General features: G+C 44.3%; 16 protein-coding genes and 1 pseudogene. 2 read left to right on the top strand and 15 right to left on the bottom strand.

The window, feature by feature from the left end:
* Positions 1–70: 70 nt before the first annotated feature.
* From cntE to ABRS97_RS28175, 14 genes and pseudogenes are all read right to left on the bottom strand, one after another.
* Positions 71–1,261, bottom strand: a complete 1,191-nt coding sequence (gene cntE / locus ABRS97_RS05650; RefSeq protein WP_367811919.1) for a staphylopine family metallophore export MFS transporter CntE — start codon at positions 1,259–1,261, stop codon at positions 71–73.
* A 51-nt stretch (positions 1,262–1,312) separates the two neighbouring features.
* Positions 1,313–2,056: an ABC transporter ATP-binding protein gene (locus tag ABRS97_RS05645; protein ID WP_367811918.1), complete on the bottom strand. Its 744-nt coding sequence runs from the start codon at positions 2,054–2,056 to the stop codon at positions 1,313–1,315.
* Positions 2,043–2,864 carry a staphylopine uptake ABC transporter ATP-binding protein CntD gene (gene cntD, locus ABRS97_RS05640; protein WP_367811939.1) on the bottom strand — a complete coding sequence of 274 codons (822 nt, stop codon included), beginning with the start codon at positions 2,862–2,864 and terminating at the stop codon, positions 2,043–2,045. The genes ABRS97_RS05645 and cntD overlap by 14 nt, the downstream gene beginning before the upstream one ends.
* Before the next feature lie 7 nt (positions 2,865–2,871).
* On the bottom strand, positions 2,872–3,765 hold the full coding sequence (gene cntC, locus ABRS97_RS05635) for a staphylopine uptake ABC transporter permease subunit CntC (RefSeq protein ID WP_367811917.1): 894 nt from the start codon (positions 3,763–3,765) through the stop codon (positions 2,872–2,874).
* Positions 3,766–4,686, bottom strand: coding sequence for a nickel/cobalt ABC transporter permease (gene opp1B / locus ABRS97_RS05630; protein WP_367811916.1), 921 nt, complete (start codon positions 4,684–4,686; stop codon positions 3,766–3,768).
* On the bottom strand, positions 4,679–6,286 hold the full coding sequence (gene cntA, locus ABRS97_RS05625) for a staphylopine-dependent metal ABC transporter substrate-binding lipoprotein (protein WP_367811915.1): 1,608 nt from the start codon (positions 6,284–6,286) through the stop codon (positions 4,679–4,681). The genes opp1B and cntA overlap by 8 nt, the downstream gene beginning before the upstream one ends.
* A 27-nt stretch (positions 6,287–6,313) precedes the next feature.
* A complete protein-coding gene (locus tag ABRS97_RS05620) occupies positions 6,314–7,630 on the bottom strand; it encodes an opine metallophore biosynthesis dehydrogenase (protein ID WP_367811914.1) in 1,317 nt (438 codons plus the stop codon).
* 30 nt (positions 7,631–7,660) lie between these two features.
* A complete protein-coding gene (locus ABRS97_RS05615; protein WP_367811913.1) occupies positions 7,661–8,455 on the bottom strand; it encodes an SAM-dependent methyltransferase in 795 nt (264 codons plus the stop codon).
* Between the two features lie 32 nt (positions 8,456–8,487).
* Complete coding sequence (locus tag ABRS97_RS05610) at positions 8,488–9,321, bottom strand: histidine racemase CntK family protein (protein WP_367811912.1); 834 nt, start codon at positions 9,319–9,321, stop codon at positions 8,488–8,490.
* Positions 9,322–9,870: 549 nt separating this feature from the next.
* Entirely contained in the window at positions 9,871–10,734 is an 864-nt protein-coding gene (locus ABRS97_RS05605) for a helix-turn-helix domain-containing protein (protein WP_367811911.1), read from the bottom strand.
* A 272-nt stretch (positions 10,735–11,006) separates the two neighbouring features.
* A complete protein-coding gene (locus tag ABRS97_RS05600) occupies positions 11,007–11,876 on the bottom strand; it encodes a creatininase family protein (protein WP_367811910.1) in 870 nt (289 codons plus the stop codon).
* 18 nt (positions 11,877–11,894) lie between these two features.
* Positions 11,895–12,872: an aldo/keto reductase gene (locus tag ABRS97_RS05595; RefSeq protein WP_367811909.1), complete on the bottom strand. Its 978-nt coding sequence runs from the start codon at positions 12,870–12,872 to the stop codon at positions 11,895–11,897.
* A gap of 4 nt (positions 12,873–12,876) precedes the next feature.
* Positions 12,877–13,623 (bottom strand): phytanoyl-CoA dioxygenase family protein, encoded by a 747-nt coding sequence (locus ABRS97_RS05590; protein WP_367811908.1) that lies wholly within the window; start codon positions 13,621–13,623, stop codon positions 12,877–12,879.
* Between the two features lie 1,073 nt (positions 13,624–14,696).
* A pseudogene (locus ABRS97_RS28175) lies at positions 14,697–15,071 on the bottom strand (ketopantoate reductase family protein); the annotation flags it as partial.
* Positions 15,072–15,213: 142 nt separating this feature from the next.
* Between ABRS97_RS28175 and ABRS97_RS05580 the strand changes: the two are divergent.
* Together ABRS97_RS05580 and ABRS97_RS28170 are read left to right on the top strand one after the other, a co-directional pair.
* Entirely contained in the window at positions 15,214–15,807 is a 594-nt protein-coding gene (locus ABRS97_RS05580) for a TetR/AcrR family transcriptional regulator (protein WP_367811906.1), read from the top strand.
* 202 nt (positions 15,808–16,009) lie between these two features.
* Positions 16,010–16,258 (top strand): YczF family membrane protein, encoded by a 249-nt coding sequence (locus tag ABRS97_RS28170; RefSeq protein WP_483312414.1) that lies wholly within the window; start codon positions 16,010–16,012, stop codon positions 16,256–16,258.
* Positions 16,259–16,279: 21 nt separating this feature from the next.
* Here the strand turns inward: ABRS97_RS28170 and ABRS97_RS05575 are convergent, their stop codons facing one another.
* Positions 16,280–17,401, bottom strand: coding sequence for a GerAB/ArcD/ProY family transporter (locus ABRS97_RS05575; protein WP_367811905.1), 1,122 nt, complete (start codon positions 17,399–17,401; stop codon positions 16,280–16,282).
* Positions 17,402–17,409: the final 8 nt, after the last annotated feature.

Below are 17,409 nucleotides of genomic sequence, written 5' to 3'. Positions count from 1 at the left end.
GGGTAGCCCACACGGTATATAACTGCCCAAACTCTCACAAAAGAGGAATTTGACATCATACCTCCTGACTTTAACTTGAACCAACAAAAATTTTACGTCGTTCATAAGCAAAAAGGATCATCAACGCGCCTAAGATGGCGCAAATCGTATACATAAAAGAATAAGAGGAAAGATCCGCGACCGGGCCCATAATGACGCCACCCAGCGAAACGCCCAAATCAGCCATAGCAATAAATAATCCAACTAACACATTACGATTCATCGGTGGCAATACGAAAGTCAAGTACGTTGTTAATGTAGGATAAAGGACTGCCTGAGCGATCCCCATCAAGAGGGCACCGATATAGAAAAACACAAATCCGCCCTTTACCGAAAAGCTTACGCTTTGCGCCGCTACTGCTAAAATAAGCATCATCGACATGACAAAAGCCGAATGCCATTTGCCATCTGAGGGGATTTTCTTCCTCAACACAAACCGGGCAACGACTACGGTACCCGCCTGCAGCATGAGATAAATGGCCGCATTGCCGCCTTCGATTTGCGCAGCGTATAGCGGTATAAAGGTTGTCACCGCTCCAAATACAAGGGAAGCCATCAGCATCAACATACTGCATTTGAATAAATGCGGGTTTTTGACCAGTTGGCCGAAGGACTGAAGCATTGTTGCGTCCTGCCTTGTCTGACCTGGAACAACAGGCTCAGCCTCGCTTTTGTCCATTTTAGCTCTATAGCCCACTACCCCAGTAAGAATGGCAATACCGATCATGCCTACTGTAAAAACATTCATATCCCCTGTTTGCCACAAGCCTATAGCCAGCAATGGGCCAATAATACCCGGCATGGAAGCGCATAAGGAATACATCGAAATGCCTTGTGAACGATCCTTGTCCGGTAGCGCATCAATAATGCCCAGTTGCAGGGCCATCGAAAAAAATGCAGTGCACAGCCCTTGCAGCATGCGGGCAACGAAATAGCCCCCCAATCCGGTAAACGTGTATAGTATGAGAGCCAAGCCATTGATCACAAGAATCATGCGCAAAATTTTAATCGCCCCGTGTTTGTGAATCATTTGGCCTGCCCACGGCCGAAACAACATGGTTGTAAACAAATACGCCCCCATGATAATCCCGATCGTAGTATTCGTGGCTCCCAGAGATTCGCCTTTCAAAGGAATAATGACATTTAATATCGAGTTAGCGCTAAAATACAAAAGCGTCAATAGATATAACCGCAAAAAAGGCCATGACAAAGCTCCTCTCAAAACGCTGGCTCCTTCCTCTATTCTCTTGGATAATGCTCATTGCCCACATCGTTACGTAATGATCATCTGCAGCAATTTCTTTGCATATGCAGACTGGACGTCTTTTAACTGTTCGATCCTGACCATTTCTTCAATTTGGCCGTCTCTAATGATCATGATCCTGTCGCAAATATAGGCAGCGGCCTGTATATCATGGGTGATGAAAATAAAGCCCATCTGGTAGATTTGCCGCAAGCTTTTTAGTAATTCAAGGACCTGGATTTGAACAGACCCATCCAAAGAGCTGATGGCTTCATCCAACAAGATACATTTCGGTTCCGTTGAAACCGCTCTTGCGATACACACCCGCTGCGCTTCACCACCCGATAACTCATGAGGGTATCTGGTTCGATAGGACGGGTTCAGCCCGACTTGATACAAGAGCAGATCAATCTTGCTAAGAGCCTCCTGTTTAACCATTCTTTGCAGCTTCAAGGGCTCCATCATGGCCTGCTCCACGGTATAAAACGGATTGATGGAGGAAGTATAATCTTGAAAGACGGCACTTATATTTCCCAATCTCGCTTTTCGGTCCTGTATGCTCTTTCCCTCAAACAAAACGGTTCCGCGATCAGGCTTTTCAATCCCTAATAGCAATCGCCCCAAGGTAGATTTGCCGCTTCCGCTTTCTCCGATAATGCCCAGACATTCTCTTGGTTGGCAATCGAAGCTCATATTTTTCAACACCCTCTGTCTTTCCCGAGAGAACAATCCGCCCTTTTTATAGGATTTCTCAACGCGATCAACGCTCAGCAACGCTAACGCCCCCCATGATTCTCTTAAAATGATGATTTAGCGCCAGCTTCGTAGAAACTAAATAGCGGGTATACTCGTGTTGAGCATCAGTGAAGATGGCCCGGGTTGTCCCTCTTTCCACAATTTCTCCGTCTTTCATGACCAGAACTTCATCCGCCATTTTTTGGACAATACCCAAATCGTGAGAAACAAAAATCATCGAGCAGCCGATTTTCTCCCGCAACCGTATGAACTGTTCTACGACCTCGAATTGTGAGATCGTATCGAGCGCTGTCGTCGGTTCGTCGGCGATCACAATGTCGGGCTCCAACACGATGGTCAGCGCAATCATAACCCGCTGCAGCATGCCGCCCGACAATTGATGCGGGTACTGATTCATCACCGCGATCGGGTCTTTCAGCCTCACGCTTTCCATGGCCTTTTTCATTCTGTCGGTGATTTCGGCACGGTTCCAGCCGAAATGCCAGGCCAGTGTTTCCTTTACATGAACCCCGATCACACAAGAGGGATCAAAGGCACGCATGCCGTTTTGCAAAATCAGACAAAGCTGCTTTCCCCTTTTTTTTCGCATTTCTTTTTCAGAAAGCTCGCTTAAATTGATTCCGCCGAGCAGAATGTCTCCGGATTGGCGGAGACCGGCTTTATTCAATCTCATGATGGCCCTGCAGGTCAGAGACTTGCCGCTCCCGCTTTCGCCTACAATAGCCAGGCAGCCTCCCTTCTTGACATTAAATGAACTATTCGGAATCACCACGTTGCCGGTGTGGCTGTCCCAAATCTTCAAATTGGCCACCTCTAGAATATTCATCAATGGATTACGCCACCTCTTTCTCCTGCAGCTTCGCTGCCGCTGCAAAAGTTAGTCCTTGCCGCTTATAACGCGAGGTCATTAATTTCGGATCTAAAGCAACTTGAAGCGAATCCGACAAAAAGTTAATAGCCGATACGACGATCATGATCGTTAAACCGGGCGCTAGCATGAATTCCGGCCTTGAGAACATGACTTCCCTCGCCTCATTTAACATCATGCCCCATTCCGCATTCGGCGCTTGAATGCCTAAACCGAGGAAGGAAAAGCCTGATAATTGCAAAATCATAGCACCGAAGGAACTGCTGGAAATGACCGCGATGTCCGGAATCGAAACGGGAACGATATGCTTGACCATAATGTTGACGTTGCTGACACCGAGCGCCTTGGAGAACTTCACATAGTCGGCTTCGGCATACTGCATGACAGATGTTCTGATGACGCGTGCAAACCATGCCCATTTCATTAATACAAACGCGATCAAAATATTCTCGAGACCAACGCCCAGAATGCCGATCACAGCCAAGGTCATGACATATCCCGGGAATGAAAGCATCACATCGCAAACCCTCATCACAAAGGCATCCGTTTTTCCTCTAAAGTAGCCCGCGATAAAGCCCAGAATCGCTCCAATCCCTACCGATATCGCCAATACAACCAGCACCCAAAGCACACTGGGACGGATGCCATAAATGAGTCGGGATAAGATGCACCGCCCCAAATGATCGTTTCCTAACAGGTATTCCCACGAAGAGGATGCAAAGCGAAGCTCCATCTTAACTTCATCGGGATCGTGCGGCGCAAATAATGGGGCGAATACCCCGACAACAAGGGTGACCGCGATAATGAACAACGATAGAGCAGCTAACTTATCCTTCCACATATGATTTAGCAGTTTCATTTAGAGATCCTTCCTTAACTTGGGGTTCATCGCCGCATTGAGAATATCAGAGGCCGTATTGAACAGTACAAAGGTCACTGCCAGTACAAGGACATACGCCTGAATCACCGGGAAATCCCTGCTTAAAATGGATTTAACGCTCAGCGTTCCTAGCCCGGGCCAGGCAAATATGTTTTCCACGACGACCGTGCTTCCCAAAATAATGGGGATTGCCATGCCGAACACGGTAATCGCAACCTGCAAGGAATTTCTCACCATATGCAGCGTTATCTTCCTCTCCGGCAAGCCGCATGCCCTGCCGTAAAGCACATAGTCTTCGTTCAGGCTGCTTATCATGGAGCTTCTTACGATTCGAAAGTAAACGCCTGCATAGCTGATCGTGGTCACAGTAACCGGCAGAACATAGCTCTTGTACGAGTCCATGCCGCTTGTCGGCAACAAGTCCAGCTTCACGGAAAAATACCAGACCATAAGCGCCGCAAGCCAGTACGATGGCATGGAAGTCAGAAAAAAGGAGACGCCTCTAATCGACTTGTCCATCATTTTCCCTTCTCTCAATGCGCAGATGACGCCTAGTGCAACAGACAGCGCAATAATGGCCACAACCGAAACCAAGGTTAGTTTTAACGTATTGAGAAAAGCCGGGCCGAGCAATGACCACACCGGTTTTCCCGTGACGTACGAGTGTCCGAAATCGAACTGCAAGCAGGAAACGAACCAACTCAGATAACGGATCAAAAAGGGTTGATCCATCCCCAGTGCCGCTTTCGTTTCCGCGATCAGTTCAGGCGTTATTGTCGGTACACCTTGCGCGTGCAAGACCACTTCCGCCGGATCTGAAGGAGACAGATTGATAAAGACAAACGTTAGAAATGAAATCACCACTAGTAAAGGAATCGAAATCAATAACCTCTTACTCAAAGTGCATCCGCTCAAATGGCAGCTCAAATTGTGTTTGCTTGAATGAGATGCCTTGCAAGTTTTTCGGGGCTACAATAGTGACATTGCCATTGGTGATGGGAATAAAGACGGCTTCATCATGGACGATTTTCAAAATATCCGCATATAACGATGTACGGCTTTTCTCATTCATTGTCACCATAACCTGATCAATTTTCTTGTAGAGCTCATCCGCTTTCGCAATGCCCTTCGTCGTATAGAGATAAGACGACTCGGAAGTAAAGGCAGCGATAGTGCTTTGCGGATCATAAGCGAGTCCCCATGTTTGATTGAATAGCAAATCATAGTCTCCCGTCGATCTTCTTTTTGCGATAGAAGAAGACTCTTCTCCGACGAGCTCCAGCCCGAGCCCTATCTTTTTTACGGTGTTTTGAATAAATTCCGCTTGCGTTTTTTGCGAGGGAGAGTTGGCGTCATAGTATAGCTTCATCGTTAATTTGTTTCCGGCTTTTACTCTAACCTCGCTGCCATCTTCTAATCTCCATCCGGCTTCATCCAAAATCTTTTTCGCTTTTTCTACATCATAGCCTCGTTTTTGCAACTCCACGTTGGCATAATTAACGTTAGAGGAGAATAGGGTATTGGCGGCCGTTTCCGTGCCGTTAAAGATTTGCTTGCTGATCGTTTCTCTGTCTATCGAATGCCAGATTGCTTCGCGAACAGCGGTTTCACGTATAGGATTATTCGCTTTGCTGCTATTGGCCACGATCATTTTCGTATTCATGGCTTTACTTCTAACCAGTTGATAATCACCCGTTTTAACTAATTGATTCATCGCTTCCACATCAATACTGTCTGCACCTCGATCATCAGTAAATATGAAGTTGACCTCTCCCTTTTTCAGGGCCAAAAATGTCGTTTCTCCTGCGGGAAGCACTTTTGCCGTAATTTTTTTCACTTTTGGAGCTCCGCCCCAATAGTTTGCATTGGCTTCAAAAACAGCATATTGATCAGTTTTATGTTCGGTTAGCTTATAAGGGCCAGTGCCGTTGTAACCGTTTACGCCATCCTTTGTTCCTCCGTTCTTAAAATCTTTGGGCGAGAGGAATACATAGGGCCGGGTCATCGACAATTCAAGCAAAGTCGGGTAATACGGCTCCGATAGCACGAATTCAACCGTATATTCATCAACTGCTTTGACGCTCACAATTTTTGTTGATAGCTTGATCCAGGAATGCTTGCTTGCATTGGCTTGCACAGCTTCGATATTTTTCTTCACGGCTTCTGCGTTAAATGGCTCCCCATCCTGAAACTTTACATCTTTTCTCAGATGAAAGGTGTATACTTTGCCATCATCGGAAACCTTCCAAGATTCGGCCAGCAAGGGCTTGATTCCATCTTCCGTATTTTCAACCAATGACTCGTACACCATCCCTTGAGCTGGCAGGGAACCCGGATATACATGGGGGTTCATATCGTTAATATCTTTTGATGTGGCGTACACCAATTCTTTGCCTTTATCTGTTGCCCCCGTATTCGCAGATTTGCCACCGCTGCAGCCTGCCAGCAGAACAATGGAAACGATAAAAACGAATAATAGAACAACCATTTTTCTTGACATGTAGTATTCTCCTCTATAGGGCACGTATTAGTTTTTCCTCTTCAACTGCATACTTGTTTCGATTTCTATGCATATCATTTTCAAATCCTCTTCAAAGCTTTGCACGACGAATGCATCCGACAACAACTCGTCTTTACGTACTTGAGCAGCGTCCTCGATTTTATGCTCGTAGGCTGCAATGAATTTATCGATCGTCGGACAACTCAAATTTACATATCTCGCAATGCCCTGTATGATTTTGATCCGGTAGTAATCCTCCTTGGGCATACGCGGGATGTCCCAGTACCCTTCCCTGTTGACAAAAATTTGCCGAATGGGAACGGCTGAGAAGTCAAAATATTTCCCATCCTGATCCGGCTCCGAAAAAGGATCGATTAACAGCGATGTATACCGGATGTATAATAAATACTCTTGATGAATCGTCTCCAAATGAATGAAGTGATCGATATCATGACGGGACAAGCTTTCCAAACGCACCGGATAGTTATCATCAGTCATGAACTTAAGCAGGTTAACGCCTTGCATATTCAGCTTTTCGATAATTGCCGAAATCTCTTTCCACCCGGCAAGCATATCTCGAATTAAATATTGCGTGATGGGTCCCTCGGGGAACATTTTGTAAACAAATTTCTTGGCAGCCGCCTCTTCGAATATGACGCTTAACGAAAAATCATTCATAAACAGCGGCGGGTGAACATATAAAGATATATTTCTCGTTTCTGCTTCGATCGGAGAATTCATGATTTCCAAGGCGATGCCCAGCCGTTCATATAATCTCCAAAGCGTCTCGACATTTTGAGAAGGATTGTGCGTCGAGCCAATGAAAACTTTTTTCTTAACCCCAGTCGTTATGACATGGTTAGACGGCTTGTCGTGCATCCATCGCGTATCGCCAAGGTATGTAGAAAAGCTTATTATTTCCGCGCCTGAATGAATAGCGTTCATATAATGGCGTATTAAGCTGTTTGAACCGAAGGTTGGAGAAATTAATACGATACACCTTGCTTGTTTTAACAAATGTGCATTGATTTGTTTGAATACCTCGATATAGGCATCCGTTGTAACAGCCATAATGAGGGTATCCCATTCTCCCGTAACGGTCGCATATCCATGAAAAACGTGATCGATGATACACTCGCCTTCCAGCGTACGGTGCTTCTCATTTTGAATGTCTACGCGAATTCGCCCGTTGTTCATCTTAAGCGCCGCAAAGAAGGGTTCAGAGCGAAACGACTCTCGCCCTACGATTCCTACGCAGCAATTCAAATGGTTTTTTAGCAAAACAGCCATCTGAATGGAAGCAGGCCCCGTTCCTACTAGTAAGACTCGTTGAAAATCACTCATATAAACCTCCTTTTACTATCCACATACAGCCTAAGCTTTTTGATACAATGCGATATCAAATATATGGCCGGGACGCAAAATGCTTTCAACTAGCCGCCATTTTCGTCCATTGACCTCTTCCTTGGGGTAATTAAATAAAGACTTCAATCGATCGCCATACCTCATCGCTACGACGACTTGTTCATTGGTCAAGGGATGTAATTCATCCAACAGATCATATTTATTGGCAACCGTTGAACTGAAGATGATATGGGTCGCATCCTTTGTCGCGTCAAGCTGATCTACGAGCGCATTCTCCAACCGGATGTTCAATCCGCTTCCTAACTTTTCAACAACCCTTCGCCCAAGGTGTATCGCCTCCTCATCAATATCGATGCCAATTACTTCTGCAGCTGTTTGCCTGGCTATGTACAATGGCGTCATTGGAAACGAACCCGAACCAACCAATAATACTTTGGAATCAGAAGCGACCTGAAAGCTTCCAAATTCTTTTTCAATGCAGGACTCTATATGTTTGAAGTAGTCCGTTCGGTCAGCATCTCCATTCAACAGCTTCAATGCACGGTATTTTTCCATAATCGCAACGCAAATCGCCGACGTCTTCCTTACATCCACCACAAGCTGAGATAGCTCATCTGAAGCTTGTTCTTCCAGTTGTTCCCATGCTTCTTTGTTGCTCTCGTCTGTTATGAATGCCGAATAGTCGTCGATAATGGTCTCTAATTCCGGACTATGCTGAATTGTGCCGTCATACTGATCCGCTAGGTCCGTAAATCTCTCTTGAAACCCGATCAAATCGCGTTGAAACTGTTCCGATTTATTCATCGCTTCGCTCCCCATCTCGTCCGTGTAAATTGTTAGGCACCAATGAACGCTTTGCCGCGTGCAACGATTCCAACAGATCCTTCAATTTTCAAGCTTGTCACCTTATCTTCGTAACAATCAGCCGTTACATGAATCGTACCGCCAGGCTGCCTGATTGGGACAGCAACCGCCCCCTTGTTTTTCCAAGACAGATAGGCACCAAGTGAAGCCGTACCTGATCCGCATCCTCTTTCCCAAATCATGCTGTCTACTAGAGGAACAAAAATGAGCGGAGCCAACTCATTGGTCGTAGACTTAAACAATAAAATACCGATCAAGTTAGCTCCTGAAGTGACGCCAAGCAGCTTCGCTAATGTTTGAGATCTTTTTCTCACTGTCTCGTCAAAATGGTCTACTTCGATCACAATATGAAAAAAATCATCATATCTCACAATGACAAGATTCAGGTCATCGCCTTCATACTTTATGGTTTTCTGTTCGATCTTTGTGGGGACAGGCATGGCAAGCTGACAGACATATAATTCTTTATCTTTTTTTACTTGGCATCGGACCAATTGATCTGTCCCGGAAGCTTCAATTACAACTTCCATCAACTCGTGAGGATGAATTTCTTTTTCAGACGCAACAAGTGCGGCCAAGGCCATGCAAGCATTCCCGCAAAACTCACCTCCCGCCATTTGCAGATGTGCATCAGCTTCATATTTAATCGGTTTTTCGATGAAGCCTACTTGCTCCGCATACACACTGTCATAGGACATCATTTTCGCAGCAATGTGCTGATACTCTTCAGCCGGATGATTCGTTTTCACAAGTATCGTCATATTTTGTGTGGGATTACATTTAACAAACTCGATTTCCCGTTTCATCACAACTTCCCTCTAAACAAATTTTTTGATGGTAAGCTTCCTTTTCTTTTTATTTTTATTCGTAATAATTACTATTATGATAACCATAATTTGGGACATCGTCAATACGCATTCGCAAAGCTACCTTTTTATTCACAAATCGTTTAATCCGATAGCTTTTATGGCACATGGCTTCGGGAAAGGAGATCTTTAAAGCGCCGGTCGGAACGGGGCCATTTAAGTTCAAGGATATGTTCTGTTAAGCGGAGCCTTTATTCTCGGTGCCAATTGGCTCTCGGATATCGGTCTGGCAGCGCTGGGGCCATTGGCGTTCCAATCGATTTGATTTCCGGGTATCGGGGAGGGAGGGCGAATGGAGTTAGCAAATGCTGATTATCGAGTTGGAGCAATTTACGCCATCGGAAATCTTTTTCCATACGAGTCCTAAGGAGGATTTAATTTCCAAGCGTTTGGAAGAATCCAAAATGCGGTTTTTAACAGCATCTATTACTTCTCGAATCTTCTTTAAAAAGTCAAAAACCCTACGATTCCTCGTAAGGTTTGGTATTTCTAAACAATGTTATCCTTTGTTTTATAATACGTCTGATTGGTCTGACGCACCTGCTCCCTGTATTTTCCAGGATTGATGCCAAACCTCTTGACGAATTGATGACTAAGATAAGAAGCATCCCCCAGCCCACATGCGGTAGCGATTTCAACAAGGCTTTCATTGCTGTTCTCCAGCAGAGCCTTGGCTTTCTTTAATCGAAGCTCACGAAGCATCTGCATCGGGTTCATCTGATAGTGCTCTATGAAAATCTTATCCAAATAATTCGTATTTAAATGTACAAGATTTGCTAATGTTTTCCTCGTTACTTTCTCATGAAAAGACGTATTAATAAAGGAGATGACCTTTTCTAAACGTTCGTCGTTTCTGCCTGCCTGAAAACTGCGATTAACGCGACCGCTCCTATCCCAGCTCTCTAACAATAAATGGACTAATTGCATGCCAATACCCGATATCTCTAGTTCACGAAAAGGAGAGTCCTTTTTCTGCCAGGCTGACAAAAGCTTGTGAAAAATGATGGAGTATGCCAATGGGTCTATCATTGTCATCACTTCAGCTATAGGATATAAACGAAATAAATCAACTTGATAGCTATTTCTTACATCAATTAACAACCAAAGGTGAAGACCGGGAGTTGTTGATTTCTCAGCGAATGGCAATCCGGGGGCGTGTAGCATGACCTGTCCGGACTTCGCAGTTTGCACCTTACTGCCATCCTCCACTTCCACCTGTCCTTCCACGATAAAGCTGACAACCCAATAAGGATATATCAGGTTTTGTATATCGATTGCCTGATAAGCGGCTTCCTCCACTTGAAATAAGCGAATATGCCAGTAATCGTCCATCAATCCCTTTTGATCCTTCACCAACTTCACTCCTGACCATTACTTCCAAGCATTTCTTTAAGTAAGCTCCTCACTTACATATTGCCGTATTTGCTCGGGTTTATCAAACCCTACCCACTTCCCATCGATGATGGCTGCAGGTTGCAGCCGACACCCCATACACTGGCTTTGACACCGCTCTAGTCGAACCTCGTGGGCATTTTCAACCAATTCCTGCAATATTGGGCCATATTGAAACTGCTGAAAGATTCTAATACAGCATAGCACCTGCTTTTCCACAATGACTCCCCCCTCTAATTGTTATAAGGACGTTCGTATGGCTGCCATTGGGAATGCCTCGATAAGGGGAGCTGCTGTTTTAGAGGACTCGAAGTCCTCCACTCCCCCTGCAGGGCTAGAACCTTTAGCCATACTTGCTCCATTTCTGCAATACCAATACGTTTTAACGATGAGGGACTGTAGTTCATTTCACTAACATGCACCCCTATTTGTTCCAAAGTTGCTTCTAGTATTTGTCTTCCGTACTCTTGCGAAGCTTCCATAGCATCTGAACCAATGGCTAACGTTCCGTCCGAACCTGGATGATTGGCAAGCGAACATAGCGCTAAGTCAACAAAATCAGGACGAATGTGCATCAATTGTGATATCTCATATTTGCCTGCATGATCTCCTGCATAACGATCAGCTACGAGTTCTCCATCTGTAAATACTTGTACTTCAAATCCAAAGGCTTCCTGGAATAATGCTGCCGTTAAACGCAAATCATGCTCGTTCCCACCAGCGTGGCCTGTTAAAACGAATGCGCTTGAGAACCCCGCATTCGCAAACGAACGCAACTGGTATATAAAAAAATATAGGAGAACATGTGGCGGGATGGAGGTCATTCGCGGGTTCTCATCGCCAACAACCTCCTCCAGCCATCCAGCGTGGAAGCCAGTTTCGTGTATGGTATACCCTAACGAAGGTGCTACGACACCGCCATAACACAGCGCAGCTTTCTCGCATAAATATTCAGCTTTAATCAGATCCAGTCCGTATACAGATATTTGCCCATGCGGTTCACATAGCCCAATAGGAAGATACACCACGGGACATTCTTTCATTCTGGCTTGCAGCTCAACCGGATAGCATTCAGACCATCTAACACGTTGCACTGTTGTCATCACAGCTTATCTCCAGTTCTACCAATACTTGGTATCGTAAAAATTGCGAATCCAGCGATGCTTAGTTCGCAGTGTGTTGAATACCTCGTCAGAAAGAGGGGCCGTCTGAAGTACCTGTAAATTATCGTCAGCATGCGCTGGAATATGCATGGATATTAATGCAGAAGTAACAGCAGGCGAGTGAAGTACAAACTTGATCGCGAGTTGAGCAAGTGTGCGAGTTTCCTCATCTAAATAAGTTCGAAGGCGATTTACTTTCTCGATATATTGGGAGCGCGGTACGTTTTCAAAAAATGTTTTACGGAAGTCATTCTCTGCAAATGCAGTTGAATCTGTTAAAAAACCAGTCAATCCGCCTTCATCCAGCACACATCTTGCGATGAACGCCACACCGTGCTGTTCACACAGGGGCAATAAACAATCAAGAGATATCGGGTCGAAAATATTGAGTATGGTCTGTACGGAATCTATTGCCCCGCTTTCCACTAGCGCTAGCGCCGTATCGTGCCGGTGATCCACGATGGATATGCCAATTGTGCGAATTTTACCCGCCTCTTTGGCCCGAAGCAGCTCTTCCATCCAGTAGTCGGTCTTTTCCCAGCCTGGCCAATATTGGTGCATTTGCATGAAATCGATCGTATCGACGCCCAGCATTCGCAGTGATTCCTCGATATCGGAGGTAACGCATCCCTTAGAGAAGCATTCCTCCACCGGTGCAGGCATCCCCCAAGTTGAACCAGCTCCACGGGAGCGAACTTTTGAAGCGATGAAAGGGCGGTCGCCCTTCCATTGTTTTAATGCCTTACCGACTAACTCTTCTGATGCGCCATATCCGCGGGCGGTATCGATGAAGTTCACACCTTTATCCAAACTATACAGTACAGATCGGATTAGCTCATTCTCCTCATGAGAACCGAAAGCACCGCTGAGCCCCATTGCGCCAAATCCTAGTCTGCTGATTGAATCCCCCGTAGCGGGGAAGATACTATATTTCATTTGACTAGACTTCCTCTTTGGATTGGAAGCGCTCATAGACTGCTTTCCCATCCTGTGAGATGATTGGGCCATTCTTATACACAGCGCCGCTTTTCGGGTCTTTCGATCCTTCCACCGCATATTGAATCACATAAGCTTTGCGAGTATTTTGACTTCGGTTCGGTGTGCTGCGGTGGAACAACAACGAGTGGAACGCGACCATACTTCCCTTTTTCAATGGTACTGGCGTTCCCATAACGTCCCCGTAGTAACACAACCAACCGATGTCCGTTTTCACATGCTCGACGAAGCCTTTATGATGCGATCCCTCTTGAATCCAAATGCAACCATTCTCCAGAGTAGCGTCCTCAAGTGCAAGCCAACAGGTCAAATAATGCATGGGTTCTACTGGCGCATACCCATTGTCCTGATGCCAAGGAAAATCACGCTTAGCTTCTGGGCGCTTATACACCGATTGGTCCCAATACAGACGAATGTCCGGTCCAAGAATAGAAGTAGTCAATTCTACAAAGCGATCATCGGCCGTAAACTGCTGCAGTTCAGGACTCATAAAATTTAAGCCAGTAGTAAAATTGATCTGATTCGGTATGTTGTTAAAGCCTTGCCCAGCCTCGCTTAGACGACGCTCCGATTCCTCATCCAAACCATCTATGATGGTGCGTACACGATCCATTTCTTCCTCAGAAAACAAATTTTCAAAAATGATAAATCCCTTTTCTTGGTATTGTTGCAGCTGATCTTGTGTTAACATGTTTCATCCGCTCCCTCGTTAAGTTAGTATTCTTACATTCCAATCATCTAATAAATTGCTCTCGCACACAATTTGCAAGCTACACTATTCCGTTGTGTTTTTTACTCTTTTTGATGCAAAACCAGTGTTCGAGATTATCCATTTTTCGGATTAACATCTTTAACTGAAGAAAGTAAGCTTTTAATGTGGGAGGACTCCAATATTCGTTTATCAGCTTCATACAGCATCCATAACTCGTCTAATTTCATAGCAAAATCCTCCCAATTCATCTAGTAATTCTTGCTTTACTAGAATCGGGAGGATTTAATCTGTCTAAATTATCTTTTTCAATAATCTTAGCAACATAGTCGAAACGGACTGTTAAAATTATTTCATAACTCCTTGAGTACTATTGTAAATAAGCGGATAACAGGCGATTAAACATCTGACCTTCAAACTGCCGAGGACATTTATCGGCCATCGGACGCGGGATTGATGGAAGAGGCGCGCATTTCGATGAGAACCTGTGTGTCGGTGAGTGCGGGAATTGGCACTTCCAGTTCCCGGGCGGATATCATTTTATGAAACATCTCGTCTAATAACATTATTTCTGCTTTTTGGCTGATGGCATGATTTCCAAGCTTTACATCAATTATGAAGTCATTGCTCAGCATCTGGCGGTAACGGGAAATCATATCGTTATCAGGCAATTCTCCCATTGCCTTCGTTTCGGGTGGGATTACCGGAATTCCGGCTTGTTCTACCAGGTGAATGTTTTGTTTAATATCTGCGGCGATCTTGCTTAGAGTGCTTACACTTCTTGCCGTCTCTATATCCACCATTCCGTCATTCGTATAGAAATGCTTGTTGACGATAGCCAACGCAGTATGCGAAATATGGAATGCTTGAATGTCTTTTTGGATTTCATAATGCAAATCCACCGATTCAAATATTTGGGCAAGCTCTTTCACTCGTTCGGTCGTCAGTCCATTTATTTCACCAAAAATGGTTCCTTGATGTTTTTCGGAACCGAATTGGGCGTATAGAACATCTTCTTTGATGTCTCCACCGGCGCCCGGGAATCCCGGAAGTAAGCGATCGCCCACGATTTCAAGCCAAGCGTCATATCCAATGGTGTTGGTAAAGGTGACGATGGTCTTGCTCCGATTATGCTTGAGCGCAGACAGGGCAGATTCGGCCTGATCATATCGTACTGGAACAAAGATAAAATCATAAATGTCGTCGTTATCAAGCTTTTCTATCGTCTTGATCGATATTTGCTTTATTGATCCATTATCGTTGTATTTCAGGCCGTCCCTTTTCAGCGCCTCCAGTCTCTTTCCTCGTGCCAGAATAGTGACGTCCAGTCCCGACTGTGCTAATCGGAGTGCATATACACTGCCAATCACGCCGGCGCCAAATATCAAAAGTCTATGTGGTTTGGTGTTCAATATGATCCTTCCTCTCATAGAATTAGTCACAGTTTGTTTAAGCAACACCTGTTTGTTAAGATAATAATATTGCATACTTATGATTTCAACCGGCAGAGTTAGAAGAAAGTTGCATAGGCAACACATTGTGATAATTGATGTTTAACAAGGAGATATGGAAATGGTAAATCAGGAAGATCCGAGGGTGTTGCGCACACGACAGTTAATTAGAGTAGCGTTCAGAGATTTGTTGCGGAGAAAAGGATTTGATGCAATCACCATCAAAGATATCGCTCAGAAAGCAACCATTAACCGCGCCACCTTTTATGCCCATTTTGAAGATAAATATGCTTTGCTTGACGAAGCCACAGAACAGGCTTTTCATGAAATGATTCCTGAGCAAGTGGCGAATGCACGGGAGTTTACGGATGAAATATGTGACCAGTTGATCTTGCTGACGCACCAATACATCGTGGATTTTTATCGGAACTGCAGAATGGATTCCAATTCGATGGCTACGCTTGTCGATGAAAAAATAAAGAAAATGCTGCAGCAAACCATAGAGAGCATTTTTCTGAAAGGGGATACCCACCATGGAGCGGACAGGCATCATATAAAAATCATGGCGGCCATGACAGGATCAGCGATCTATGGCGCTGCGCATTTTTGGTTAAATGTCGAGGAAAAAGATCGAACCGTTGTGCTTGTAGACATTGTTCGTCCCTATGTAATGAACGGTCTGGGGCTGTATCGCAATGGCGATGAATACAGATGAAAAACGAGACTGGTCAGATAGGAAAGAAGATGTTTTTTGTCAAGAGAAGTAAATAGATTGATTCAATGCTGGGAAACATTTGTTCAACCAACCATTTCATCCCTACATCTACACTTTTTCCACTCCAACAATTTTTACTTTTCTCTCTGAAATCGCTTACTTTAGATTCGAACGAATTTAAGTATCATCCTTTGCAAATGATATGTATGCACAAGGGAGGAATTTAAAGTTGAAAGTATTAGTTATTTTTTTTCTTCTATTCGCATTAGAAATCACTCTACTCGTATCCATGGATCTTTTCATAGGATCCCCTCTACAAAATTCGTTGAAAAATCTTTTTAACCCCTTTTGGGTTAACGGATGGGAGGAATTAATTATAACAATCCTCTTATTTTTGTCTTGGATCATCAACGCTTTTGTTTCATACAAACAAAAGAACCGTATAGAGTAAAATCATTTCTATAAGCTTTATCTATTTGTCATGAGATACTGCTTTAGCTTGCGGGGAACCAAATCGTTTGCGAATCATGAGTACCGTGAGCAAGAACAGAGGAACTACCAAAGAAAAAAAGAGATGCACCGTCTTCAGGGAAGATCTTCCTTCGGTGATATGTTCCTGATAATTACTTGCCATCATCATGGAGGCAAAAAGAGTAATGATTCCAATAGGAAATACAAGTGCGCCATGTTTTTTTATTTTGAACAGGTCCATTGTCCCCAAGATGGCAGCGTATAAAAAAATCGCTATCTTAAAAAAATCCGCAATAATCAAAGTCAATACCACAATCGCGTCCAACCGCTGTATAAATTCGATAATATTCACTTTGCTTATCATTGTATGCAAGGGAAAAGTTGACCGGCTGGCGATATTGACACCAAGAACAGAAACGTTCAGCAAGGTCGTATAGCTTATGACAACACCGCTGATCGCTATGGCAGACAATCCGCTCTTCGAAGCTTTCTGCGGTTTATCCAAATAGGGAAGAATCATGGTAAATGCAATCATTTCGCCGTATGGAAAAATAAACGTCTGCGTTAAAACAGTCGTGATGATTGGTTTCCAGCCGTTCTCAAGTACAGGCAGCAAATTTTTGAAATCGATGATGCCGGACACCAGAACCGCGAAATTGCCCAAAAGCCCCAGAGCAACTAGTATTAATAAGCAAATTTCGGAAGTTCTGGCCAGAACCTCAATACCTTTATGAAGGACGTAAAAAACCGCAACCATCATTAATGTAGCAAGCGCGAATAAGGGGGTTTGATCATATACGGAAGCAATTAACAAGTCACCGGCATCTCGCAAGTCTCTTGCAGAGGAATATATAAAATAAACGACGTACAGCAAACCCAACGGCCACCCTAAGTATTTCCCAACAATTTTCCTTATATATTCGGTTAAGGGGATTTTGGGGAATTGGCGGTAAAGATACAGATAAACCGGAAATAAGATGAGCCCTAACCCCAAACCTAGCAAACTTGCGATCCATGCATCTTTTTTCGCATCGAGTCCAAAGCTAACCACAATAGAAGTGCCAAATTCAAACAGTAAAGCTAAGGAAAATAATTGCCATGCATTGATTTTCGCTTTTTCCATAACATAAC

The sequence above is a fragment of the Paenibacillus tabacirhizosphaerae genome, from assembly GCF_040812395.1.
Lineage (GTDB): Bacteria > Bacillota > Bacilli > Paenibacillales > NBRC-103111 > Paenibacillus_E.
This window is presented reverse-complemented; position numbering and strand designations above follow the sequence as displayed.

Excerpts from the sequence above, each read along its gene's own strand:
- ABRS97_RS05610 (WP_367811912.1), bottom strand. The coding sequence starts at position 9,321 with ATGAAACGGGAAATCGAGTTTGTTAAATGTAATCCCACACAAAATATG.
- ABRS97_RS05595 (WP_367811909.1), bottom strand. The coding sequence starts at position 12,872 with ATGAAATATAGTATCTTCCCCGCTACGGGGGATTCAATCAGCAGACTA.
- cntA (WP_367811915.1), bottom strand. The coding sequence starts at position 6,286 with ATGTCAAGAAAAATGGTTGTTCTATTATTCGTTTTTATCGTTTCCATT.
- cntC (WP_367811917.1), bottom strand. The coding sequence starts at position 3,765 with ATGAAACTGCTAAATCATATGTGGAAGGATAAGTTAGCTGCTCTATCG.
- ABRS97_RS05580 (WP_367811906.1), top strand. The coding sequence starts at position 15,214 with ATGGTAAATCAGGAAGATCCGAGGGTGTTGCGCACACGACAGTTAATT.
- ABRS97_RS05590 (WP_367811908.1), bottom strand. The coding sequence starts at position 13,623 with ATGTTAACACAAGATCAGCTGCAACAATACCAAGAAAAGGGATTTATC.
- ABRS97_RS05620 (WP_367811914.1), bottom strand. The coding sequence starts at position 7,630 with ATGAGTGATTTTCAACGAGTCTTACTAGTAGGAACGGGGCCTGCTTCC.
- ABRS97_RS05575 (WP_367811905.1), bottom strand. The coding sequence starts at position 17,401 with ATGGAAAAAGCGAAAATCAATGCATGGCAATTATTTTCCTTAGCTTTA.
- ABRS97_RS05600 (WP_367811910.1), bottom strand. The coding sequence starts at position 11,876 with ATGACAACAGTGCAACGTGTTAGATGGTCTGAATGCTATCCGGTTGAG.
- ABRS97_RS05615 (WP_367811913.1), bottom strand. The coding sequence starts at position 8,455 with ATGAATAAATCGGAACAGTTTCAACGCGATTTGATCGGGTTTCAAGAG.
- ABRS97_RS28170 (WP_483312414.1), top strand. The coding sequence starts at position 16,010 with ATGTATGCACAAGGGAGGAATTTAAAGTTGAAAGTATTAGTTATTTTT.
- cntD (WP_367811939.1), bottom strand. The coding sequence starts at position 2,864 with ATGAATATTCTAGAGGTGGCCAATTTGAAGATTTGGGACAGCCACACC.